The sequence below is a fragment of the Kribbella orskensis genome (genome assembly GCF_004342085.1).
In the GTDB taxonomy this organism is placed as follows: Bacteria; Actinomycetota; Actinomycetes; order Propionibacteriales; family Kribbellaceae; genus Kribbella; species Kribbella orskensis.
Genome location: NZ_SLWM01000005.1, coordinates 105,638 through 128,896, shown reverse-complemented (window position 1 = coordinate 128,896; position 23,259 = coordinate 105,638). Strand labels below are relative to the sequence as shown.

The 23,259-nt window shown below is 68.8% G+C and carries 22 protein-coding genes; 8 read left to right on the top strand and 14 right to left on the bottom strand.

Going from position 1 to position 23,259, the window contains the following annotated elements; genetic code table 11:
- Positions 1 to 87 precede the first annotated feature (87 nt).
- Positions 88 to 1,251, bottom strand: a complete 1,164-nt coding sequence (locus EV644_RS15940) for a neutral zinc metallopeptidase (protein WP_132189058.1) — start codon at positions 1,249 to 1,251, stop codon at positions 88 to 90.
- Between the two features lie 75 nt (positions 1,252 to 1,326).
- Between EV644_RS15940 and EV644_RS15935 the strand changes: the two genes are divergently transcribed.
- Entirely contained in the window at positions 1,327 to 3,012 is a 1,686-nt protein-coding gene (locus EV644_RS15935; RefSeq protein WP_132189057.1) for a DUF2207 domain-containing protein, read from the top strand.
- A 113-nt stretch (positions 3,013 to 3,125) separates the two neighbouring features.
- Here EV644_RS15935 and EV644_RS15930 read toward each other — a convergent pair whose 3' ends face one another.
- From EV644_RS15930 to EV644_RS15915, 4 genes are all read right to left on the bottom strand, one after another.
- Positions 3,126 to 4,139, bottom strand: a complete 1,014-nt coding sequence (locus EV644_RS15930) for a neutral zinc metallopeptidase (RefSeq protein ID WP_132189056.1) — start codon at positions 4,137 to 4,139, stop codon at positions 3,126 to 3,128.
- A gap of 624 nt (positions 4,140 to 4,763) precedes the next feature.
- Positions 4,764 to 5,885 carry a neutral zinc metallopeptidase gene (locus tag EV644_RS15925; RefSeq protein ID WP_132189055.1) on the bottom strand — a complete coding sequence of 374 codons (1,122 nt, stop codon included), beginning with the start codon at positions 5,883 to 5,885 and terminating at the stop codon, positions 4,764 to 4,766.
- A gap of 98 nt (positions 5,886 to 5,983) precedes the next feature.
- A complete protein-coding gene (locus tag EV644_RS15920; protein ID WP_241998213.1) occupies positions 5,984 to 7,303 on the bottom strand; it encodes a neutral zinc metallopeptidase in 1,320 nt (439 codons plus the stop codon).
- 91 nt (positions 7,304 to 7,394) lie between these two features.
- On the bottom strand, positions 7,395 to 7,601 hold the full coding sequence (locus tag EV644_RS15915) for a hypothetical protein (protein ID WP_132189054.1): 207 nt from the start codon (positions 7,599 to 7,601) through the stop codon (positions 7,395 to 7,397).
- Positions 7,602 to 7,837: 236 nt separating this feature from the next.
- Between EV644_RS15915 and EV644_RS15910 the strand changes: the two genes are divergently transcribed.
- On the top strand, positions 7,838 to 9,517 hold the full coding sequence (locus EV644_RS15910; protein ID WP_132189053.1) for a DUF2207 domain-containing protein: 1,680 nt from the start codon (positions 7,838 to 7,840) through the stop codon (positions 9,515 to 9,517).
- Between the two features lie 60 nt (positions 9,518 to 9,577).
- Here EV644_RS15910 and EV644_RS15905 read toward each other — a convergent pair whose 3' ends face one another.
- Positions 9,578 to 9,853, bottom strand: a complete 276-nt coding sequence (locus tag EV644_RS15905) for a helix-turn-helix domain-containing protein (protein WP_132189052.1) — start codon at positions 9,851 to 9,853, stop codon at positions 9,578 to 9,580.
- Positions 9,853 to 10,332 (bottom strand): DUF2975 domain-containing protein, encoded by a 480-nt coding sequence (locus EV644_RS15900; RefSeq protein ID WP_132189051.1) that lies wholly within the window; start codon positions 10,330 to 10,332, stop codon positions 9,853 to 9,855. The genes EV644_RS15905 and EV644_RS15900 overlap by 1 nt, the downstream gene beginning before the upstream one ends.
- Positions 10,333 to 10,454: 122 nt before the next feature.
- Here EV644_RS15900 and EV644_RS15895 point away from each other — a divergent pair, with 122 nt between their 5' ends.
- Positions 10,455 to 11,063: a GNAT family N-acetyltransferase gene (locus EV644_RS15895; protein WP_132189050.1), complete on the top strand. Its 609-nt coding sequence runs from the start codon at positions 10,455 to 10,457 to the stop codon at positions 11,061 to 11,063.
- A gap of 426 nt (positions 11,064 to 11,489) precedes the next feature.
- Here EV644_RS15895 and EV644_RS15890 read toward each other — a convergent pair whose 3' ends face one another.
- Both EV644_RS15890 and EV644_RS15885 read right to left on the bottom strand, forming a co-directional pair.
- A complete protein-coding gene (locus EV644_RS15890; RefSeq protein ID WP_132189049.1) occupies positions 11,490 to 12,782 on the bottom strand; it encodes a C39 family peptidase in 1,293 nt (430 codons plus the stop codon).
- 73 nt (positions 12,783 to 12,855) lie between these two features.
- The gene (locus tag EV644_RS15885; protein ID WP_132189048.1) at positions 12,856 to 13,416 is read right to left on the bottom strand and encodes a GNAT family N-acetyltransferase; all 561 of its coding nucleotides are present in this window, start codon (positions 13,414 to 13,416) and stop codon (positions 12,856 to 12,858) included.
- A gap of 130 nt (positions 13,417 to 13,546) precedes the next feature.
- On the opposite strand from EV644_RS15885, the gene EV644_RS15880 reads away from it, so the two are divergent.
- The 3 genes from EV644_RS15880 (at position 13,547) to rlmB (ending at position 16,655) form a co-directional block, all read left to right on the top strand.
- On the top strand, positions 13,547 to 14,122 hold the full coding sequence (locus EV644_RS15880; RefSeq protein WP_132189047.1) for a mycothiol transferase: 576 nt from the start codon (positions 13,547 to 13,549) through the stop codon (positions 14,120 to 14,122).
- Between the two features lie 135 nt (positions 14,123 to 14,257).
- A complete protein-coding gene (cysS, locus tag EV644_RS15875) occupies positions 14,258 to 15,691 on the top strand; it encodes a cysteine--tRNA ligase (RefSeq protein WP_132189046.1) in 1,434 nt (477 codons plus the stop codon).
- A gap of 1 nt (position 15,692) precedes the next feature.
- Positions 15,693 to 16,655 (top strand): 23S rRNA (guanosine(2251)-2'-O)-methyltransferase RlmB, encoded by a 963-nt coding sequence (gene rlmB, locus EV644_RS15870; protein ID WP_132189045.1) that lies wholly within the window; start codon positions 15,693 to 15,695, stop codon positions 16,653 to 16,655.
- Between the two features lie 136 nt (positions 16,656 to 16,791).
- On the opposite strand, the gene EV644_RS15865 is transcribed toward rlmB, so the two are convergent.
- From EV644_RS15865 to EV644_RS15845, 5 genes are all read right to left on the bottom strand, one after another.
- Positions 16,792 to 16,980 (bottom strand): hypothetical protein, encoded by a 189-nt coding sequence (locus EV644_RS15865; RefSeq protein ID WP_132189044.1) that lies wholly within the window; start codon positions 16,978 to 16,980, stop codon positions 16,792 to 16,794.
- On the bottom strand, positions 16,955 to 17,722 hold the full coding sequence (locus EV644_RS15860; protein WP_132333376.1) for a type IV toxin-antitoxin system AbiEi family antitoxin domain-containing protein: 768 nt from the start codon (positions 17,720 to 17,722) through the stop codon (positions 16,955 to 16,957). The genes EV644_RS15865 and EV644_RS15860 overlap by 26 nt, the downstream gene beginning before the upstream one ends.
- 198 nt (positions 17,723 to 17,920) lie before the next feature.
- A complete protein-coding gene (locus EV644_RS15855; protein WP_132189042.1) occupies positions 17,921 to 18,808 on the bottom strand; it encodes a S1 family peptidase in 888 nt (295 codons plus the stop codon).
- A gap of 112 nt (positions 18,809 to 18,920) precedes the next feature.
- Complete coding sequence (locus EV644_RS15850) at positions 18,921 to 20,576, bottom strand: DUF7800 domain-containing protein (protein ID WP_241998211.1); 1,656 nt, start codon at positions 20,574 to 20,576, stop codon at positions 18,921 to 18,923.
- Positions 20,577 to 20,663: 87 nt separating this feature from the next.
- Positions 20,664 to 21,248 (bottom strand): TetR/AcrR family transcriptional regulator, encoded by a 585-nt coding sequence (locus tag EV644_RS15845; RefSeq protein WP_132189041.1) that lies wholly within the window; start codon positions 21,246 to 21,248, stop codon positions 20,664 to 20,666.
- A gap of 85 nt (positions 21,249 to 21,333) precedes the next feature.
- Between EV644_RS15845 and EV644_RS15840 the strand changes: the two genes are divergently transcribed.
- Positions 21,334 to 22,485 carry an acyl-CoA dehydrogenase family protein gene (locus tag EV644_RS15840; RefSeq protein ID WP_132189040.1) on the top strand — a complete coding sequence of 384 codons (1,152 nt, stop codon included), beginning with the start codon at positions 21,334 to 21,336 and terminating at the stop codon, positions 22,483 to 22,485.
- Positions 22,482 to 23,249 (top strand): SDR family NAD(P)-dependent oxidoreductase, encoded by a 768-nt coding sequence (locus EV644_RS15835; RefSeq protein WP_132189039.1) that lies wholly within the window; start codon positions 22,482 to 22,484, stop codon positions 23,247 to 23,249. Before EV644_RS15840 ends, EV644_RS15835 begins: the two co-directional genes overlap by 4 nt.
- The last annotated feature ends 10 nt before the right edge of the window (positions 23,250 to 23,259 follow it).

Below are 23,259 nucleotides of genomic sequence, written 5' to 3'. Positions count from 1 at the left end.
CCTGCTCCCGAATACGACGTCACCCGGACACCAACTGCGGATGTCCGGGGTGACGGGGGTGTCTGACTCGAGGCCTGGACCAGCGGCCTATTTCACCAGGTTGGTCGGGGCGGCGAAGGTGTTGCAGGCCTTGGTCTCGCCGACGTTCAGGCCGTTCAGGATCCAGAAGCCCTGACTCGTGGCGAGGCCGTGGGTCCGCTCGTCCTCGGGCGTGTCGGGGCTCTCGCCGAAGCTGTTGCTGGCCTGGCGTTCGAACTCGGCCATCCGGTTGGTGAACGGGTAGGACTTCTCCACCGCGCGGCTGAAGACGCCGGCGAAGCAGGATGCCTGCAACTCGTTGCGGCGGGAGCTCTCGAGTTTCTGCTCCGGGTGGTCCTGCAGGTAGACGGCCCGCGCGTAGAAGAGGTCGCTGACGCCCTGCACGTGATGGCCGTACTCGTGCGCGATCGTCATCAGGAAGGCCAGGTCCTGCTTCGACCCGAAGGCCTTGTTCATCTGCTTCACGTCGGTGTACATCACCGAGTTCCCGTAGCAGTAGAAGGCGAGCACCCGGCCGGACAGCGGAGCGAACCTGCCACAGGGAGTGACCACCGGCTGGTCGAAGACGACCAGACCAGGGTCCGGCTTGTCCGAGCCGAGCTTGGCGAAGGCGGGCCGCCAGGCGTCGTTCAAACACTTGAAGAGCTTCTGGTAGTACACCTTCTGCGCGGCCAGGCCGCCGTCGCCGAGCTTCTCGGCCGGGCAGTTCAGCTCGCCGAGGCCGCCGACCTGGTACACCGGGGCGTTCAGGAGGAAGTCCTCGGCGGTGCCCTTCTCCGGGTTCGTGGTCGCGGTCGGCACGACGGACGGGCCGTTCGTACCGGGCCGGCCGGCGGTGTCGGTCCCGCCGCCGGCCAGCATCACGCCGACCACGGACAGCGCGATCCCGACGAACGCGACGACGAAGAACCCCATCAGCACCAGGCGGATCGCGCTGGACTTGCGCCGCGGCGGCTGGAAGCCGTTGAAGTGGTTGGGGCCGCCGCCGTAGTACGGCTGGGCCCATTGACCCTGGTACTGCCCTTGGTACTGGCCTTGTTGCCCGGGGTACTGACCCTGCTGGCCGGGGTACGGCTGCTGCGGCGGGTACTGCTGGCGAGGGGGTGCGTAGGTGCCCTGCTGCCACTGCGTCGCCTGCGGCGGAGGCAGTACGCCGGGCGGTGGCGCCGGCCGATCCTGGGGACGTCCGTCGTACCCGTACGGGTCGCTCACGTGTCGTTCCCCCTTCCGCTACTCGTCGGTCGTCTGGGTTCGCTGGACGAACCGGCACGAGACTACTCTCGACCCATGTCACTGAAGCGCCGCCTCTTGCCGGCCGCCCTGCTCGCGTCTCTGACAGTCCCTTTTGTTGCCTTCGGCACGTTGCCGGCGCAGGCCGCGGACGACCAGATCACGTCGTACGTCGCCGAGGCGACCCTGACGGGTGACGGGATCCTGAAGGTCAAGGAGACGGTGGATCTGACCGCCGGCGGCGACACCTTCCGCCGGACGCTGGCGACCCGGGTCCGGTCGGACGCGGCGGAGGACCGCATCTACGCGATCTCCAACATCTCGGCCACGGTGAACGGTCAGCCGGCCGAGAACTTCGAGAACAAGGCGATCGACAACGGCCGCGAGCTCAGCCTGAAGGCGTCCGGCCAGGCCAAGATCGTCTACAGCTACGACGTGGACAACGTGGTCGCCGACTCGACCGAGGGCCGCGAGGTGAGCTGGCCGATCGTGCAGGGCTACAGCGCCTCGATCCCGAAGGCGGCCGTGACGGTGAACGTCCCGTTCGCGACCTGGGTGACCTGCTTCGCCGGCCGCGTCGGCTCGAGCATGCCGTGTACGACGTCGCAGCTGGCCGAGTCCGCCGCGCTGGAGATCGAGCAGAACGGCATCCCCGCCGCTGGCCGGCTGACCTTCCTGACCGGGCTGAGCGACCAGGCCACGGTCCAGCCGAACGCCGAGTTCAAGACCCGCTGGTCGCTGGGCCGCGCGTTCACCGTCGACTCGACCACCCTCGGGCTGAGCGTGCTGCTGCTCGGCATCGGCATCCTGGCCGCGGCCGCGCTCTGGTACTTCCGCGGCCGTGATGCGGGCAAGACCGGGGAGGGCGCGCCCGAGCGCCCAGTGCTGGACGGCGCCGACGGGCCGCAGTTCGCCGCACCCGACGGCATCCGGCCGGGTCAGGTCGGCACCGTCGTGGACGAGACCGCCGACGTCGTGGACATCACCGCGACGCTGCTGGACCTTGCCGTGCGCAACTACCTGACCATCGTGGAGCTGCACCGGGAGAGCCACTTCGGCAAGCTGGACTGGGAGCTGCGGCGGCTGAACGCCGGCGGGCCCGAGCTGTTGCCGTACGAGAAAGCCCTGCTGGACGCGGTGTTCGCCGAGGCCGACACCGTCACCGTCTCCACCCTCGGCCACGCGCTGCGCCCGCGCCTCGGCCTGGTCCGCGAGCAGCTGTACGCCGATGTCGTCACGCAGGGGTGGTTCGCGAGCCGCCCGGACGCCGTGCGGAACCGCTGGACCACGGCAGGCCTGGTGCTGCTCGGTGCCGGTGCACTGCTGACGATCGTGCTCGCCATCGTCACGAAGTTCGGCCTGGTCGGCTTCGCGGTGATGCTCGCGGGCGTGGCGTTGACGCTGGCCGGGCAGGTTGCTCCCGCGCGCACGGCACGTGGCGCCGCAGTACTGGGTCGCGTGGCAGGGCTCCAGCGGTACCTGGCCGAAGAGACGTCGGCGGATCTGCCGCAGAGCCACCGGCTGGAGTTCGCGTCGCGCTGCCTGCCGTACGCGGCTGTGCTCGGGTTGACGGAGAAGTGGGCGCTCGAGATCGCCGCGACGGATGACGACGACGACCCGGACGCCGGGATCGGCTGGTACTCCGGACCGGAGAACTGGCACCTGTCGAACATCGGCGAGTCGCTGTCGAACTTCGTCGCCGCGTTCGGTGGCACGCTGTCGTCGGCCCGGCGGCTGTTCTGAACTACTGCTCTGAACTACTGCTCTGAGCTACGGCGAAGTTCCGGGCAACGACGAAGCCCGGGTCCCCTTCTGGTGGGGCCCGGGCTTCGTCGTGTTCGTGGTAGTGAGGTCGGTCAGTTGGAGCGCTCCGGTGCGGTCCCGAAGGTGTTGCAGTAGTTCGGGCTCTTGGAGTTGAAGCCGCGCACCGACCAGTAGTTGTGGTTCGCCTTGCTTCCCTGCGACCGGATCATCGGGCGGGAGAACTCGTCGCCGGTGTTGGCGATCAGGGACTTCCAGGTGGTCAGCAGCGGGCCACGGAGCGGGAGGTACGGACCGGAGATCCCGAGGTAGGCCGAGCCCAGGCAGGACGCCTGCAGTTCACGCTTGCGGCTCTCGGCCAGCCTCTCCTCCGCGGTCGGCGCGTTCAGTTGCCGGGAGAGGGAAGCCGCGTAGATACCGCTCAGACGCTGCACGTGGTGCCCGTACTGGTGGGCGAACGTGTCGAGCATCCAGGCGCGACCCGAGACCGGGTTACGCGCGTAGTAGTTCGCGCCGAGCGTGAACGGCATGTAGATCGTCTCGTTCCTGTCGCAGTACGCGCCACGGGTGCCGCGCTCCGTGGCGCACGGGGTGGCGACTGTCCCGGCGTACACGACGAGCTTCGGTGCGCGGTACGGCAGGCCGGCCTTCTTCATGGCCAGCCACCAGGTGCGGTTCATGCAGGGCAGCACCAGCGAGTAGTAGGCCTTCGCTCCGGCGTAGGTCGACGGGACGGCCTTCGGCTCGAGGCACCGCGTCGGGTTGAGCGCGCCGACGGTGTAGAGCTTGCTGGCGGTGACGATCTCGTCGGTCGTCGGCGGCTGGCGCTCGGTCGGGGAGGCGCTCGGGCTGTCCGAAGGGGTCTCCGACGGGGACGCGGACGCCGACGGCGTGTCGGCCGAGACGGGGACCTTGCCGTCGTCTCCACTGTTGCGGAGGGCGAACGTGACACCTGAGCCGACGACCAGGACCGCCAGTACGACAAGGCCGATCAGCAGGCCCCTCTGGGTCTGACGCGGCTTCCGGCGGCGCCCGGGTCCCGGCGGTTGCGGGATCGGGATCGGCGGGTACTGCCACGTCTGCGGCTGCGCCGGCTGTTGCCCCATCATCTGGAAGCCACCACCGGCGGGCCCGCCGGCCGCCGGTCCCTGACCACCTGCGGTCGGACCGCCCTGCCCCCAGCCACCAGTGACCGGTCCACCAGCACCAGGTCCACCAGCACCAGGTCCTCCAGCGTTCGGGCCGTGGCCGCCCGTAGCCGCACGCGGTCCAGTCGCGCCCGGGCCGCCTGCTGTCGGCCCGCCCGCTGCTGGTCTGCTTCCGGCGGGCCCTGTCGGCCATGCCCGCCCTGAGGCCGGGCCGGCATGCCGGGGTCCCTGGCGGCCCTGACCGGCGGAGTCAGAGGCGCCTGGTTGACCGTAGGGCGGCAGGTTCCACGAGAGGCTGCCGGGACGCCTGGGAGCCGGGGGTCGCCCGGACGGCGGTGGCGCCTGGTGTGGCGGGACCTGGTGCGGCGAGACCTGCTGCGCCGGGACCTGGGTGGGGTCGCCGGGTGGGCCGGGTTGCAGGAACTCCTGCGGCTTCTCGGTGGACTCGGTCCACCAGAGGGGCGACTGGCCGTCCCCCGGCGGGGTCTCCGGCGCGGGCCGGTCGGTGGGCTGTTCGCCCTCCGGGTCCGGCTCGTGCGGGTTCCGCCCAGGGGGTGGAGTCCAGTTGTCCGACATCGATACTCCTCACGAGACCTTGCTGGCCGAAGCCGTGAACGTGTTGCAGCTGGTGCTGTCGAGCGTGTTGAAGCCGCGCGCGGCCCAGTACTGGTGACTGGTCCTCGCGCCGTGGTCCCGCGGTCCGCCGCGGTCGTTCTCGTCGCCGGTCTGCGCCTCGACGTACCGGCGATAGATCGTCAGGTCGAGACCGGTGATGCCGTACGAGGTCTTGTTGGCGCCCATGAAGGTGGCGCCCAGGCAGGACGCCTGCAGCTCGAGCCGGCGGCTCACCTCGAGTCGCGCTTGGCGGTCCGGCGCGTCGTACTCGAGCTGCCGGGCGGCGGGCAGGATGCCGGTGAGCTGCTGCAGGTGGTGGCCGAACTCATGGCCGGCTGTGTAGGTGGCCCACATCCGGGAGAAGGACCGGTTCGCGCTGTCGACCGAGCGGTTCCACAGCTGGATGTCGTCCTGGTACTTCAGATAGAGCGTCCGGGTCGCGCCGCAGTAGAAGGAGACGGAGGAACCGCCCGCGCAGGGCGACTGGATCGAGCCCGCCCAGAAGACCACCCGCGGCGCTACGAAGGTGTCGTTGGCCGCTTGGACCTGCGGGGTCCAGGCCTTGTCGAGGCAGCCGACCAGGTTCGCGTAGTACGCCTCGACCGTGGCGCGGGTGTTCAACGCGACCTGCCGCTCGCTGCAGCCGACCGAGCGCTGGACGCCGGTGCTGTAGAAGGCGTTGGTCGTGACGGCTTTCGCGCTGTCCTGCGACGAGGGGGTGGCCGGCGGGTTTCCGGGACGGTCGTCCGGGGCCTCGGTCGAGGTGGTCTGGCCGGCGCCCGGCTGAGGCGCCACCGTCGGCGAGTCGCCGCCACGGAGGGCCAGGGCGGCGATCACGACCACCACCGCCACGCCGCCGAGCACCAGGAGGCCGACCAGCAGCCCGCTGAGATGTTCGCGCGGTGACGCGCCGCCGTGCTGGAAGTGGTGCTCGCCGCTGAAGTCCGGGCCCCAGCCGAAGCGGGGCTGCGCGGAACCGCCGCCTGGCGCGCCGGGCGGCGGGTGGTGGCCGTAGAGCGGTATCGAGCCGTCGGGCAGTGGCCCCGGCGGCTGATGCGGCCCTGGTGGCGCGCTCCGTTCTTCGTTCGACACGGTCGTTCCTCATCCCCCCGGGACACCCAAGGCGTGATCCGGGGGACCAGGCTAACCACCACGAGCGCTCTACGTCTGCACATGGGTGCGGCGGACGTCTAGCTCACCCTCGCCGCGGAAGCGGTGAAGGTGTTGCAGGAGGCTGGACTGCGGCTGGTGTAGCCCTTCTGGGCCCAGTACTTGTGGTTGCTCTTGCTCCCGTGGTCACGCTGCGGGTCGATGGTGGCTCCGATCAGCCACTGCCACTGGCGCAGCGATTCGCCGCTGAGCGGGTAGCTGCGCTTGTTGGCGCCGATGAAGATGTCGCTGAAGCAGGAGGCCTGCAGCTCGAGCCGGCGGCTGCCCTGCAACTCCAGTGCCTTGCTGGGTGCCTCGTACCGCAGCTGGCTGTTCGCCTGGAAGATGCCGGTCAGGTTCTGCACGTGGTGCCCGTACTCGTGCGCGAACTGGTGCAGCATCCACATCCGGGCCCAGACGCGCTGGTAGTTCTCCGGGTGGCGGTTGTAGTTGCCGATGTCCTCGGTGAGGTTCATGTAGATGGTCTCGTTGCCGCTGCAGTAGAACGGCGGCCCGCTGTCGCTCCAGACGCCGCATGGCGTGCTCACGTTGCCCGAGAACACCATCACCGTCGGCGGCCTGAAGCTGCCCCCTGCCTTTCGCACCAGCGCCGGCCAGGCTCGGTTCAGGCAGTTGCGCAGGTTGATGTAGTTGGTCCTCGCCCCGGCCACGGTCGACGGCCTGGCCTTGGACTCCTTGCAGTTGACCGACGGCATCGTGCCGGCCTTGTACAGCCGGTTGATGCTGACCAGCTGGAGGTTCGTCGGGCCGGGCTTGGGCTTCGGGGCCGAGGTCGTCCGCGGCGCGGTCGGCTTGACCGGCGGCTGGGTGGTCCTCGTCGGCTGGGTGGCCGGCGGCGCCTTGGTGGCAGAGGTGGGCGGAGCCGCGGTCGGTGTCTCGGACGGCCCGCTTGTCGGGTTGTAGGTGGTGGTCGGGTACGGCTCGCTCGTGTACGAAGGGTCGCCCTTCAGCAGGTTGACCCCGGCAACCAACCCGACTACTCCGAGGACGGCGGTGCTGAGGACCAGGAGGACCACCCTGGCCGAGCTCCTCTTCTTCGGCGGCCGCTGCGGTCCACCCGGCTGAGGAGCACCCCAACCGAACCCCTGCGGCATCCCGCCGTACTGACTGCCGCCGTACAGCGGAACGCCGCTATGGGGAGCCCCGTACTGCGGGGGTCCGCCGTACTGGGGTCCGCCGCCGTACTGCGGGGCGCCGTACTGGGGGTTGCCGCCTTGGGCGGGCGGCGGGCCGTAGTACTGGCCTTGGGAGGGCGGGTGGTTCCCGGGTGGCGGCATCTGCCCTTGTTGCGGGGGCTGCTGCGGGTACTGCCCGGGGGCTCCCCACTGGTTGTCGGACACGCGCTCTCTCCAGTGCCCCGCCAGCGGACCGAGTACGCGACCTGGGGCGCGGCCGTGCGGAGCCGACGCTATCCGAGCCCCGGTTCAGCCGTCAGCTCACCTGCGAGCCGGGTGCCGCGAAGGTGTTGCAGACGGCTGGGTTGCGCCCGTTGAAGCCGCGCCGGCCCCAAAACCCGTGGCTCTTCTTACTGCCGTGGTCCCTGGGCAGGTAGGGGACGTCGCCGCTGTTGTTCACGACATACAGCCACTGGTTGTAGAGCAGGCCGGTGAGGCCGTAGCTGCGGCGGTTGCTCCTCACCGGGTCGAGCCGGCGCCCCGACGCTCCGGCCCGCGTCAGCCTACGCAGCCGCCGAGCTATCGCCGGTCCACTCGCGGGTCGTTGCGCTCGGCATGGGTCGCGATAGGGTGCCCCCTGTCGACGGCCCGTTCCGGCCGCCGGTGACTCGGTACGACCTGCCCCGGCCGCCCGGCTGTCGGACAGGGGCCCGCTGGGCCGATTCCATCCTGACCCTCTCGATACGGTGTGATTGGGCGATGCGTCTACGTCTGCTCGGGGCATCTCTGTGTGTCCTCGGTTTCCTGACCCTGACCGGCGTCCAGGCGGGTGCGTCCGGCACCGCAGGCAGCGCGGACCCGGTGGTCACCAACTACGACACCGAGATCCGGGTCGAACGCGACGGGCTCCTGAAGGTGTCCGAATCGTGGAAGCTGAGCAATGTGTCCGGGACATTCACCCGGTTCGTCGTCACCCGTGAGCACCTGGCCGACGACGTCGACCACGTGCAGAAGATCGAGGACGTGCAGGTCAAGGTGGCCGGCCAGGACAAGAAGTCCGAGCTGGCCACCAACGGCGACATCAGCTCGATCGCGGTCGCGGACATCTCCGGCGACATCCAGCTCGACTTCACCTACACCGTTCGCGGCGCGGTCGCCGAGACGCTGAACGGCACCGAGGTCCGGTTCGCCCCGCTGACCGGGATGAACCTGACCGTGCAGGACGCGAACGTCACCTACAGCACGCCCGAGGTCACCCACGTCTCGTGCTTCGCGGGCGCGATCGACAGCAACACCCCGTGCACCCTCGCGCAGATCGGCGAGACCGCCGGTCCGACCTTCCGCCAGCAGGGCCTGCCGCCGGGCAACACCGTGCGGATGACGGTCGGCTTCCCGAAGGGCGAGATCGCCGCGAACTCGATCGTCGAGTACCGCAAGACCTTCAAGCGCGCCTTCTCGACCGACACCGCGCAGCTCGTCACCGCGCTGGCGGTGCTGCTGCTCGGCGCCCTCGCGCTGCTCGCCCTGTACCGCTTGCGCGGACGCGACCAGGTCGACCCGCGTCGCGTCGTACCGGCTTCGCTGTTCAGCCTCGGCCAGGACACCCGGATCGACTTCACCCCGCCCGCCGACCTGCGGCCCGGTGAGGTGGGCACCCTGATCGACGAGCGGATCGACCCGGTCGACGTGACCGCGACGATCATCGACCTCGCCGTTCGCGGCCACCTGACCATCACCGAGCTGGAGCACGAGACCGAGTACTCGCGCCCCGACTGGGAGCTCCGCCGGGTGGCGAACGCGCCGTCCGAGGAACTGCAGCGATACGAGAACGTCCTGGTCCGCGCCATCTTCGGCGACTCCGACTCGGTCCTCGTCTCCGAGCTCGGCCGCCAGGTCCGCGCCAACCTCGGCCAGGTCCAGGACGCCCTGTACGACGGGGTCGTCAAGCGCGGCTGGTTCACCGAGCGCCCGGACCGCACCCGCTCCCTGTGGGCCACCATCGGCATCGGCGTCACCGTGCTCGGCGTCATCCTGACCATCGTCCTGGCCCTCGTGTCCAGCTGGGGACTCCTCGGCCTCGCGATCACCGCGGTGGGCGTAGGCCTGCTGCTGGTCGGCCGCCACATGCCCGCCAAGGCCCCGGCCGCGGGCCGCGTCCTCGGCCAGGTCGCCGCCATCCGCGGCGAGCTGCTCGAGATGGACGTCAGCGAACTCCCGACCGACCAGCACGCCGAGCTCTGCTCCCGAGCCCTCCCGTATGCCGTGGTCCTGGGCGGCTCCGAGCGCTGGATCGACGCCCTGGTAGCCACCGACGACGACCAGGACGAAGACGAGGGCTTCCACTGGTACCGAGGCCCCCGCGGCTGGCACCTCCAATACCTCCCGGACTCCCTCCGCAACCTGACCACCAACCTCACCGGCGCCCTCTTCACCCGCTGATCCACCTGCAGGTGATCCACCCCGGACGCCAGCTCGCCGCTCACCTGCGGGCGCCCCGGTTCAGCTGCCGGCGTCGGGGTCGTCTGCCGCAGCCTGGGGTCGGCTGTCCTGGTGGGCTCGGTCGTGGTCGGGTTCCTCGACCCACTCGAGCAGGTCGCCGGGCTGGCAGTCGAGCACCCGGCACATTGCTTCCAGGGTGCTGAAGCGCACGGCCTTGGCCCGGCCGTTCTTCAGTACTGCGACGTTCGCCGGCGTGAGCCCGACCAGTTCGGCGAACTCGCCCACGCCCATCTTGCGCTTGGCGAGTTCGACGTCGATGCGGACCACGATGGGCATCAGATGACCGCTTCCATGTCGGTGCGCAAAGTCGTGGCCTGCCGCAACAATGCCCGCATCACCACCACCAGCAGCAGTACCACCCCGCCGACCAGCCCCATCACGAACAGCAGCAACGGCGCACCGGGATCGTCGGCTCGCGACGCGAAGTACAGGGAGACGCCGCCGTAGAGCGCCCACCCGGTGGCCATTGCCACCACGATCGAGTCGACCCACTTGAAGGCGTCCTCGCTGAAGATCCGGTCGACCTTGACCAGGGTGAGCAACCTCCACGTACAAACGATCACGACCTGGACGCACAACAACTCCACGATCGCGAAGGCCGTCAGCGGCCAGCGCAGGTAGGCGTTCTCAGGATCCTGCTCAGCCATGTGCGCGAACTGCCCCGGAAACGACATGGTCTGCAACAGAACCAGCACGGCGAACAGCAGCACGAGAAGAACTCTGAGGGGAACAACCACCCGCTCCAACATCTGCATGCATCGACTATCACCGTCTACCTATCGCTAGTCAATCGATCGCCCCTGGGTGGCGCTGGAGAAGCCGGGGCGTGAGTAAACCCGTTGGAGCGGTGGCGGGTTGGTGTCTAGCGTGAGCCCGCGTGGATGCATTGAAGGTGCTGCAGCTAGAGGCCGAGACAATCTGGCCGCCAGTCGACGGCGGGTTGGGGGACGCCACCATCGCGGTCACCGCTGTCACCTATGACGGACAGTCGATCACGATCACCGGCGCGACTCTGCTGGCGCCGGACTCCGCGATCGGAGTGAGCATCGCGCGCTGTTGGCTTCTGGAGTCGACGACCTCGTACTCCGTTCCGCCGGGGTTGCGCCTGGTCAGTACGGCCGGCTCCTATCGCCCGCCGAGTGGTTGGTCCGCGGAGGAGTGGGACAGCCTGATGAACGGCGACCAAGGCCCGTGGGTCGCACTGGTCGAAGGCGAACAGGTGCTGAGCCTGGCGCATTGCGCGCGCCTCACCGATCGGGCCGCGGAGGTCGGAGTACAGACCGAGGACCAAGCGCGCGGCCGTGGACTCGCCTCCGTGACTGTGTTGGCGTGGACCGAGCGGATGCGACACTGGGATCTGACCTTGTTATACAGCGCTTTCGAGGCCAACCGGGCCTCCCATCGCGTGGCCGCCAAGTGCCAGGCCACACCCCTCGGCAGACTCACTCGAGTCTTCGCCGAGCCCAGCTCCGCAGAAGCCGGATGAGTGACGTGGGAGACCCGCGAAATGCTTCACCGCCTCGACGACAAACACCCCTGGCTGGAACAGCTCAGCTCCTGAGCCCGATCGCCGAGGACAGGCGGGTGATGTACGCAACGACAGGAAGTACTGCGTTCTTCGTGCGCCTGAACCGCCTCAGTAGGCGTGAAGGTCGGGGTCGCGGGCGACGTCTTCCTGTCGTTCGGTACAGCCGGGCCTAAGCCGCAGCCCCGGGGACTCTTGTCAGGCGAGTTGGCCGCCTAACAGCCTCGCGGCGGCCCGGCACCTATCCCAGGCCGTCTGGTGATCGCTCGCTGCGACCACCTGGCATTCGCTGAGCGGCGACGGGAGGAGGTGCGTGGGTTGGATTTACCTGGAGGGGGTGGAACCGCCCGTACGCCGCCCCCGGCATACGGGCGGTTCCTGATCGGGTTACCAGTTGGGCTGGGAGCCGGTGGTGGGAGGTAGCTGTGTGGTGGTGGGGTGGAGGACATAGACGAGGCCGCCGGAGTGGGGGACCCAGGCGTTTTCGAAGGCTTCGCGGTCGTAGGTGGTGCGGACCTGGTCGTTGGAGGCGATCAGGTGGGAGGCGGGGTCGTTGACGACGACGTTGCCGGCGGCGTCGAAGCCGACGATGACCATCAGGTGGCCGTTGGTGCCGTAGCCGGCGCCGGGGAGGTCGCCCTTCTTGAAGGAGAGGGAGGCGACCAGCGGGATGCCCGCTTTGATGAACTGCTCGGCCTCGGTGAGCGACCTCAGCCGGGTGACGAAGGTGTCGATGCCACGGGTAGCGGCGTACGCGGTGTTGAAGGGCCAGTTGCCTGCGCCGTCGTACTCATAGTCGAAGACCGAGCGGGCCGAGTGGTCCACCTGCGGATCCGCGTCGGTCGGGTCCACCCAGGCGGTGTCGGCCGCGGTCGGGCCGGCGCCGTAGTAGTCGAGCACCATGGCCGTGGAGGTGGCCGAACACCAGGCCTCGCCACCGCCGTCCCACTGCGGATAGTGCCCGATGTGCGTCTCTTGCGAATAGGTCGGTACGTCGAGCACCTGGCCTTCGGCTCCTCCCAGGGGGCTGGCCGGGACCTTCTTCTCGTCGGGCAGGCGGGATGCCATCGCACTGACTGAGCGGACTACGGGCGACTGGGTCGTGCCGGACAGGCGGTACAGCGTCACCTTCAGCTGCCAGCTGTCGAGGGTCCGGCCGGTCGCGGCGACGAAGGTGTCGACGGCGACGGAGCCGTTGGTGTCGCCCTGGCTCGGTACCGATGTGCGGTGGATGTCGCCGGCCGCGGTGTCGTCGCCGCTCGACCAGCGGCCGAGCACGTACCACTTGGTGGTCGTGCCGAGATCCGTGTGGCCGGCCATCGACACCTCGACCCAGGTCCCGGGCGGAGTGGTGGCGTTCCACGAGGCGATCAGCTCGGTCAGGCCGAAGGAGGTCGGCACCTGTGGGGAGGTCCAGCTCGTCTGGTCGTAGCTCTTGGCCGTGCCGTCGCCGAACGGATCGACGTACGAGCTGGTGCCGGTCGACGTGCCGAAGGTCAGGGAATCGTCGGCCACGGTGGTGCCGGACCGGGTGCCGGAGAGGAAGTCGGAGGTCGACGTCCACGTCTCGTACGCAATGTCGCGCTGCTGAGGTTGCTTGGCTGCCTCGCTCGGCACGGTGGCGAGGCTCAGCACGAGGACACCGGTGATCAGGGCGGCGAGAGCGCGGGCGGCGGTCATGTTTTCGACGGTAGTCCTGCCGCCACCCGCTGTCGCGGTGAACGCGTGCCGCGTTGTGTGTGTAGTTGGTTAATTACTTTCCGCGCTCGGACCACTCGTCCGCGAGGAGCGCGAAGACGAGTTCGTCGGTCCACTCACCCTTGAGGAACTCGTTGCGAACGAAGTGCGCCTCCTGCCGCATCCCCAGGCGCTTGAGCAGGTTCGCGGAACCGGTGTTGCGGTGGTCCAGGCGGCCGATGATCCGGTGCATGCCGAGTTCCTCGAAGCCGAGCCGGAGCAGCTCGACCGACGCCTCGGCGGCGAAGCCGCGGCCGTGGAAGTCGGGGTGGAAGACGAAGCCGATCTCGCCCGTGCGGTGCTCTGCGCTGTGAACGAACAGCGTGACCTCGCCGACGTGCTGACCGGTGTCCCGCATGATCACTGCGACTGTGAGCGCCTGTCCGTCGGTATCCATCGGTACGTCGGCCAGCCGGCCGGCCAGGGACTCCCGGACTTGTTCGGGCGTTCTCGACTCGTATAGCAGGAAGCGGGTGACGTCGTTGTTCGACTGGAGCTTCAGCAGGTCGTCGTAGTCGGTCTCGAGATAGCGGCGAAGGGTCAGACGGTCGGTCTCGATCGGCAACGAATAAGTCACCCATCGAGCCTAGGAGACACCCGCAACCCAATTTGCTGCGGCCTTCCCGGCGGCGGGTCGCCGATTGCCGATGGTGGAATCGTCGCTTCCCGGACGCGGATCGTCCGCATTGGGGTTTAGGTTTGGCGCCATGGACACCACTGACACCCCGTGGGAACCGCCGCTGGCGGGCACTGAAGTGGAGGCGCTCCTCGGGGCGCTCGACCGGCTGCGGATGACCTTTCGCTGGAAGGCCGACGACCTCGACTCCGCCGGGCTGCAGACCCGTATCGGGGCTTCCTCGCTGACCCTCGGCGGTCTGCTGAAGCACCTCGCCGCCCAGGAGGACTACCAGTTCACCGTGAAGCTGCGCGGGGAACCGGTGGGTGCGCCCTGGGACGCGACCGGCTGGGACGGCAGCAACGACTGGGAGTTCACCTCCGCCGCCGATGACACTCCCGACGAGCTGTACGCGCTGTGGGACGGAGCCGTCGAGCGTTCGCGCGCGAGGCTCGGCGCGGCCCTGGCTGAGGGTGGACTCGACCAGTTGATCCACGCCTCCTCGGACGAGGGTGAGCACGCCAATCTGCGGCGGCTCGTGTGCGATCTGATCGAGGAGTACGGCCGACACACCGGCCAGGCCGACCTGCTCCGCGAGGCGGTGGACGGCCGCGTCGGCGAGGACCCACCCGGCGGCTGGAAGCCCCGAGCGGCCCAGACCACCTGACCGCAGTACCGGGTCAGCTCCCAGACCACGTGACCGCCCGGCCGGCTCGGCCTCCACGGACCACCTGACCGCAGTACAGAGCCCGCCTGTGGAGAATTGTCAAGAGCAGTCTCGAATCACCGTTACCCTTGATCGGTGACACTTCGCTTGTATGACACCGCGACAGCAGCAGTGAGGGATTTCGAGCCGGTCCATCCGGGCAAGGTCGGGATCTACCACTGTGGGCTGACGGTGCAGGGTGCCCCGCACGTCGGGCACATCTACAAGGAGATCGTGTTCGACGTCCTGCGGCGCTGGCTCGAGCGGTCCGGCTACGACGTCACCGTGATCGCGAACGTGACCGACATCGACGACAAGATCCTCGCCAAGTCGGCCGAGCGGCACATCCCGTGGTGGGCGCACGCCTACGAGTTCGAGCGCGAGCTGCACTGGGCGTACGACGTGCTCGGCTGCCGCCCGCCGACGTACGAGCCGCGCGCGACCGGTCACATCCCCGAGATGGTGGAGATGATCGACGCGCTGCTCGCGAGCGGCCACGCGTACGTCGCGCCCGACGGCTCGGGTGACGTCTACTTCGACGTCAAGTCCTGGCCGTCGTACGGCGAGCTCTCGAACCAGCGGATCGACGACATGGAGCCGGCTGAGGACGCCGACCCGCGCGGCAAGCGCGACCCCCGGGACTTCGCGCTGTGGAAGGGCTGGACCGAGGACACCCCGCGGACCGCGTCCTGGCCGACCCCGTGGGGACGAGGCCGTCCGGGCTGGCACCTGGAGTGCTCCGCGATGGCGGGCAAGTACCTCGGCACCGAGTTCGACATCCACGGCGGCGGCCTCGATCTGCGCTTCCCGCACCACGAGAACGAACTGGCCCAGTCGAAGGCGATCGGGCAGAAGTTCGCCCGCTTCTGGATGCACAGCGCGCTCGTCACCGCGGCCGGCGAGAAGATGTCGAAGTCGCTCGGCAACGGCGCCATCGTGCGCAACGTGGTCGAGCAGGTGCGGCCGATCGAGCTGCGGTACTACCTGGTCAGCTCGCACTACCGGTCCGTGGTCGAGTTCTCGATGGCCGCGCTGGAGGAGGCCGCGACCAGCTTCCAGCGCGTCGAGGGGTACGTCGACCGCGCCACCGAGGTGACTGGTGGTGTCCAGCCCGCGGCGGATGTGCCGCAGGCCTTCGTCACCGCGATGGACGACGACCTCGGGACGCCAGCCGCGGTCGCCGTACTGCACAACACCGTGCGGGACGGCAATAAGCTGGTCGCCGACGGGGATTCCGTTGCCCTGAAGGAAAACCTGGCCTCCGTGCGCGCGATGCTCGGCGTGCTGGGGCTGGACCCGCTGGCCGAGCCCTGGGTGTCCCGGACCGGGGCGACCGACGAGCTCACCGAGGTGGCCGACGGGCTGGTGAAGGCTCTGCTGGACCAGCGTCAGGCCGCCAGGGAACGCAAGGACTATGCCGCCTCGGACGAGATCCGCGACCGGCTCAAGGCGCTGGGCGTCGTCGTCGAGGACACCCCGCAGGGGCCTCGCTGGACGATCGCTGCGCCCCACTCAACCGAAGGAAACTGAAGTGCCAGGCAGTAGTCAGCGCAAGGGCGCGATCCGCAAGAAGCCCCGAGGCAACCCGACCGCCGGTTCCGGCGGCCGGGTCCGTCGCGGGCTGGAGGGCAAGGGCCCGACGCCCAAGGCGGTGGACCGCACCAAGCACCCCGCGCACAAGCGGGCGAAGGCGCAGGAGCGCGCCAAGGAGCGCACCGGCGGTCGTCGCCAGAACAGCAAGGACGTCGGCGAGTCCACCGTCGAGTGGGTCTACGGCCGCAACCCGGTGGTCGAGGCACTGCGCGCGGGCGTTCCGGTCAGCGCGCTTTATGTTGCCGAGGGCACCGAAAGGGACGCCCGGCTGCGGGAGGCGCTGCTGATCGCCGTCGAGCACGGCATCTCGCTGCTCGAGGTGCCGCGCACGGAGATGGACCGGCTCACCAGCCACGGCGCCCACCAGGGTGTCGCGGTCCAGATCCCGCCGTACGAGTACGCCCACCCGGACGACCTGCTCGCCCGTGCGTACGACGTCGGCCAGGCGCCGCTGATCGTGGCGCTCGACGGCGTGACGGACCCCCGCAACCTGGGTGCCATCACCCGGTCCGCCGCCGCCTTCGGGGCTCATGGGGTGCTCGTGCCGGAGCGTCGTACCGCCTCCATGACGGCGTCGGCGTGGAAGACCTCGGCCGGTGCCGCAGCCCGGATCCCGGTCGCCCGCGCGACCAACCTGAACCGCGCGCTGAAGTCCTACAAGGACGCCGGCCTGCTCATCGTCGGCCTCGACATGGGCGGCGAGGTGGAGCTCCCCGAACTGGTGGACGCCACCGAGCCCCTCGTCCTGGTGGTCGGCAGCGAGGGCAAGGGCCTGGCCCGCCTGGTCCGCGAGAACTGCGACATCATCGTCTCCATCCCAATCACCACCGCCACTGAATCCCTCAACGCCGGCATAGCCACCGGCGTAGCCCTCTACGAAATCTCCCGCCGCCGCGGCTGAACCGGTGGGTACGGCTGAACCCGGCGGTTCTCGGGATCTTGAACACCATCTCGGGACCTGGGACAGGAAATAACCTGTCCCAGGTCCCGACTTGGTGTCCGAACCCACCAGCCGCACACACTCGGGTCGCAGACGATCAAGCCGCGTTGGCGCGGGCGAGCGCTTGGTGGAGGCGGTCGCCGGTCTCCCGAGGACGATCCAGATCGGCCCACCCGACCCTGACGAACGAGTAGCCGAGTTCGCGGAGCCGGTCCTCGCGCCACTTCTCGGCCAGGAGTACCTTCGGCGAGTCGTACTTCTCAGCTCCGTCGAACTCGACGATCAAGGTCTTTCTGCATGAGGAAGTCGACCCGGCCGAGCAGCTGCCCATCCGAGTTGCGAATCTCCACCTGCAGTTTCGGTGGTGGAACACCCTGGTTGGCCATCAGCACCCTCAGTCTGGATTCGCCGACGGACTCACTGGCGCCGTCGGCGAAGGCAACCGCAGTACGGCAGGCGGGCGAGCCGGGCCAATGCTGCAGACGTTTCGCCATACTGAGCAGCTGTTCCGCTGTCGCAATCCCTTCGCGCAGGGCAGCATCGCACAGCACGACACCCACCTCGTACGACGAAGTGCAGGTTGTCTCGATGATCGCGGGACTGGTGAGACGCAAGCCTTGGACTTCGACGACGTCGTCCGCCATCAGCGGTGACCGATGGATCTGCGAGGTCCGATCGGACCTTGCTCGTCCGGCCATCCTGGTGAGCTGAACGCGGTCCAGGTTGAATCCCCAGTCCGGCAAGCCATGGAGCAAGGCTGCCGACTGATGGCTTATCGCCACCTCTCCGCTCATCCGCTCGATCACCACGCGAGCCATCAGTTCGTGCAGCCGCCTCGTCCGCTCCCAAGGCGATTCACCCTCCGGCAAGCGGTCAGGCTCGGCGTAGGCGTTCCGGCAGAGCCGCGTCCACTGACCCTTGCGGAGGCGTAGACGGATCTCGCTGTCGCTATAGCCGGCTTCCAACGCATCAAGGCGCGTGAACCACCCGCCACGCTCGTCGGTCACGTTGCTCAATCTCTTGTTCACACCAGAGAACATGCAGGCGATTCCACCGGCCATCTATCTGCATCACCAACCTGTGGACGGCCGATTGTCCCTGGGGACAGCCAGTTGTCGGGGGTCCGGACAAGAAGGTGGGACCTCGGACAGGGAATGACCTGTCCGAGGTCCCGACGTACTGTTCAAACCACCCACCAAGCCCGCAGGGGCAAGCGAGCGCGAATGTCAGTAGACGCTGACGCCGTAACGGCTCAGCACCTCGGTGACGGGCTGGAAGAAGGTCGTGCCACCGGAGGAGCAGTTGCCGCTGCCGCCCGAGGTCAGACCGAGCGCGATGCTGCCGGCGAACAGCGAGCCGCCGGAGTCGCCGCCCTCGGCGCAGACGTTGGTCCGGATCAGGCCGGTGACGGTGCCCTCGGCGTAGTTCACCGTGGCATTCAGGCCGGTGACCGAGCCGCTCCGCACACCGGTCGTGCTGCCGCTGCGCTTGACCGCCTGGCCAACGCTGGCGTTACCGGCCGCGGTGATGTCCTGGTACGAGCCGTTGTAGAGGTACACGTTGCCGGGGTGGTTCGTGTACGACGTGCTGTACCGGACGATGCCGTAGTCGTTGCCCGGGAAGCTGGTCCCGTACCGGGTGCCGAGCACGGTCGACTGCGAGGAGTTCGCGTACCAGGTGCTGGACAGGTTCGTGCAGTGGCCGGCGGTGAGGAAGTAGTAGGTGCTGCCGCTGCGGACATTGAAGCCGAGCGAGCAACGGTAGCCACCTCCGTAGATGGCCTGGCCGCCACTGATCCGCTTGCTGAGGACGCCGGGCAGTTTCTCCAGGGTGACCTGGCTGCCGAAGCGCTTGGTGACGGCGGTGAGCGCGTCGAACTTGGCGCCGCTCACGGTGTCGTCGTACGAGACGATGATCCGCCCGCTCTTCTGGTCAGTCATCCAGGCGGTGCCCGGGATGGACGCGTCGCGGGACAGGGTGGAGGTGATGGTGCTCGCTGACGCGATCTCAGGACTCGGGGCGGCCGAGGCCTGGGTGGCCAGCAGAGCGGTGGTTGCTGCCAAACCGGCTGTTGCCAGCAGAGCGGCGGTACGGCGGACGGAATTCAGCTTCACGGTCGGCCTCCTCACGATGAAGGACGCGCTCGGGGCGGGAGCGTCCTTGGCTCAACCGTGGTAGCCATACCCACTATATCCCTGAGTATTCAGTTAATTCCGGAGCGTAGGGTTAACCTCCGTAGGTCAGCGTCCGCCGCAGCACCTGCCGCTGCTCCTCCAGCGCGGCGTGCTCCACCTCGACCGTCCACTCATCGCCCGTCACCTTGACGCTCATCACCCCGTTGTCGAACCACGGCCCGTACGCAGTGCGCCAGGTGGCGGCGACATCCGCGACCTTGGCGGAGCGGGCCAGCCGGTGCAGGAGAGCCGTCATCCCACGGCTGTCCAGCAGCTTGTTCGCCAGTTGGATGTACTTCCCGACGGGATTCCGGAAGGGCGACATGGTCAGCTGGCGGATCGCAGTACCGGGGTGGTCGACGGTGATCAGGCCCGCCTCGGCCAGGTAGCTGCAGTGCACGTCGCCCGACAGCATCAGGATCGAGGTCGGCGCGTTCTGGCCGCGGATCAGGTCGGTGAACAGGTCGGTCAACAGGTCGAAGGACTTCCGGAACGAGGCCCAGTGCTCCAGATCCATGCCCTGCCGGATCCTCTCGCCGATCCGGGCGGCGCGCGGTCCCCAGGCGCCGGACGAGACCGCCTCGTCCCAGCCTTCCAGGTGGTGTAGCCCGGGCGTCAGCAGGAACGGCAGCGTCGAGGCGAACAGCAGATGGTGGATCGGCTGCGTGGCGTCGACCGTGTGCCTGCGGACCCATTCCCACTCGTGCGCGTCCACCATCGCCCGTTCGTCCGGATCCAGATGCCGCGAGCAGCGGGAGTCGACGGCGACGAGCCGTACTCCGCGTGACCGTGCGCCGAAGTCCCGGTAGTAGCTCCAGCGAGTGGAGGCCGCGTCCTCGTCCGCCTCCCAGGCGAAGGCGTCCAGGTAGGAGCTGCGTTCGTCCTCGTCCTCGAGCGCCCGCATCGCCGCGTACGTCGGGTCCTTGTCCAGCTGCTCCGGCGAGAGGTTGCCCAGGTGCTGGTAGACCCAGTACGACGCGTAGGCGCCGACGACCCGGTCGTGCCACCACGGCTGCGAGGTGACCCAGCGGCGCCAGCTGAGCGAGGTGTTCCAGTCGTCCCGCAGGTCGTGATCGTCGAGCAGCATGCACAGCGGGACCGTGGAGAAGAGCCACCGGACGGCCGGAGTCAGCCAGGCGTCGTCGTACAGCCAGGTGTACTCCTCGAAGTTGCCGATCTCGTCGGCCACCTCGGACCCCTGCCGGCCACCGTGCGCCTCGCGGAGCTTCTCGAGTACCGCGTCCGAGGGGTCGTCGGCGTACACCTGGTCGCCGAGCAGCAGCAGTGCGTCCGGTCGCTCGGTGTCGCCACCGGCCATCCGTTCGGCCAGGGCGACGAGGGCGTCCGGGCCGAAGTCCTTGAACCCCTGCTCGTCGAACGGGGCCGACCGCCGGCACGACCCGAACGTCAGCCGGAAACTCCCGTCGGCCTTCGGCGTCTGGATCACACTCGGCCCGTACGGCGTCTCGGCCGGCGGCCACACCTGCGCCCCGTCCAGGTGCACCTCGTACGGCGTCGCGGTGGCCGGCTCGAGGTCTTCGATCAAGACCAGCGCGTAGTGGTGTCCGTGCACGGACCAGGTGCTCGTCCGGTGGCCGAGGATCTCCACCTGACAGGGCCGGGTCGTCTCCACCCAGACGGTCGCGCGCGTCTGGTCGACGTACCGGAGAAGAGGCCCCAACTTGAGGTCCACGTTGGTCTGCTGCACCTCAAGCACGCTACAGCCGAGACCCAACCTGACGTCAGGTCCAGCCGTGCCGCCGAAGTCAGCTTCGCTGCCGAGTCCGCGCCGAGGTCAGTCGTGGCGGAGGGAGTGCAGGACGAACGAGGCGAGCTCGCGGTACGCCTCGGCGTCGGTCAGCCCGGTCCGCCGGGCGATGTCGCCGCGCTGGATCGCTTGCATCGTGTGCGCGATCATCTCCGCCGCGAAGCCGATGTCGACCTGCCGGAAGGCCTTGCTGTCAATGCCTTCCTCGATCAGCGACCGGACCCGGTCCGCCGCGATCCGGGTGTTCCGCTCGTACACGGAGCGTGCCGGGGCGAAGGTCGCCACGTCGTCCAGGAACGTGCGGGTGGCCGGCCGGAGCGCGTCTGCGACCGCGTTCAGATAGGCGGCGATCCGGCGGTCGGGCCGGGTCTGCTTGCCGACCGCGGACTCGACCTCCGCGGTGGCATTCTTGAAGTAGTGCTTGACCACCTCGACGGCGAGCTGTTCCTTGCTCGGCGCCAACGCGTACAGGGTCGTCTTGCTGCAGCGCAGCTCCGCGGCCAGGTCGTCCAGGGTGAACCGGCTGAAGCCTTGGGTCAGGAACAGGGACAGAAGCCGGTCGAGCAGCTCGGACTGCCTGCGGGTGCGGCGTCCCGGGACGACTGTTGTCATATCGAGACAGCATAGAACGATACGGAGTTATGGTCTTCAGTATCAATAGGAGTATCATTTCGTCAGCTGTTGAGAGGGGTGCCTGATGGCTGTCGATCGCTTGCTCCCGACCGAGGAGTCCACCGACCTGCTGGGCCTGGTCCGGGATCTGTGCGCAAACGAGCTCACGCCGTACGCGGCGAAGGCCGAGGAAACCGAGACGTTCCCGCGGGACGCCTTCCGGACCCTCGGCAAGGCGGGCCTGCTGGGCCTGCCCTATCCGGAGCAGTACGGCGGCGCCGAGCAGCCGTACGAGGTCTACCTGCAGATGCTGGAGGAGATCGCCGCCGCCTGGATGTCGGTCGGCGTCGGGTTGTCGGTCCACACCATGACGAGCTACGCCGTCGCCACGTTCGGGACGCCCGATCAGCGCGAGTTGCTGCTGCCCGACATGATCGGCGGCGAGCTGCTCGGTGCGTACGCGCTGTCGGAGCCGCAGGCGGGCTCGGACATCAGCGGGATGACCACGAAGGCCGTTCGCGACGGGGACTACTACGTGATCAGCGGCACCAAGTCGTGGATCACCCACGGCTCGCACGCCGACTTCTACACCACCTTCGCCCGGACCTCGGCCGATCCGAAGCACGGCATCTCCGCGTTCCACGTGCCCGCTGACGCCGAAGGCCTCAGCTTCGGGGCGCCCGAGCGGAAGATGGGGTTGACCGGTTCGACCACGACGCTGGTCAACTACGACCGTGTCCGGGTGCCCGCGGCGAACCTGATCGGCGCTGAGGGCGACGGCATGCGGATCGCCCTGTCCGCGCTCGACTCGGGCCGGCTCGGGATCGCCGCCTGCGCCGTGGGGCTGGCCCAGGCCGCGCTCGATGTCGCCTCGTCGTACGCGTTGGAGCGGCAGCAGTTCGGGCACGCGATCGCGGAGTTCCAGGGGCTGCAGTTCCTGCTGGCGGACATGGCTGCCGCAGTGGAGTCGGCCCGCGCGACGTACGTCCAGGCCGCCCGGCGGCGCGACCTCGGCCGGCGGTTCACCCAGCAGGCGGCGATCGCCAAGCTGATCTGCACCGACGCCGCGATGAAGGTGACCACCGACGCGGTCCAGGTGCTCGGTGGCTACGGTTACACCCGCGAGTTCCCGGCCGAGCGGTACATGCGCGAGGCCAAGGTGACCCAGATCTTCGAAGGAACCAACCAGATCCAGCGGCTGGTGATCAGCCGCGACCTGCTCAGGAGTGTTCGATGAAGCTTGGCCCGTCCGATGTCGCGCTCGTCACCGGTGGTGGCTCCGGGCTCGGTGAAGCCACCGTTCGCCGGATCGCCGAGTCCGGCGCCGGTGTGGTGATCTGCGACCTCCCGTCCTCGGCCGGCAAAGCGATCGCGGACGAGCTCGGGGACCGGGTCGACTTCGTGCCCACCGACGTCACCGACGAGGTCGCGGTGACGGCTGCACTGGACGTGGCCGCGTCGCTGGGTTCGCTGCGCCTGGTCGTCACCTGCGCCGGCATCGCCACCCCGGGCCGGATCGTGGGCCGCAAGGGTCCGTTGCCGCTGGCAACCTTCCGGCAGGTGGTCGAGGTCAACCTGATCGGCACCTTCAACGTGCTCCGGCTCGCCGCCGAGCGGATGATCGACCTGCCCGCCGGCGAGGACGGCGATCGCGGCGTCGTGGTGATGACCGCCTCGATCGCCGCGTACGACGGCCAGATCGGCCAGGCGGCGTACGCGTCCAGCAAGGGCGGCATCGTCGGCCTCACCCTGACGGCCGCCCGCGACCTGGCGGACAAGGGCATCCGGGTGGTCACCATCGCCCCTGGCACCATGGAGACCCCCATGCTCGCCGGCCTCCCCGAAGACGCTCGCACCGTCCTCGAACAGCAGGTCCCCCACCCCGCCCGCCTCGGCCGCCCGTCCGAGTACGCCGCCCTGGTGGACCACATCGTCTCCAACCAACTCCTCAACGGCGAAGTGATCCGCCTGGACGGCGCCCTCCGCATGCCACCCCGCTGACCCTGTGGAC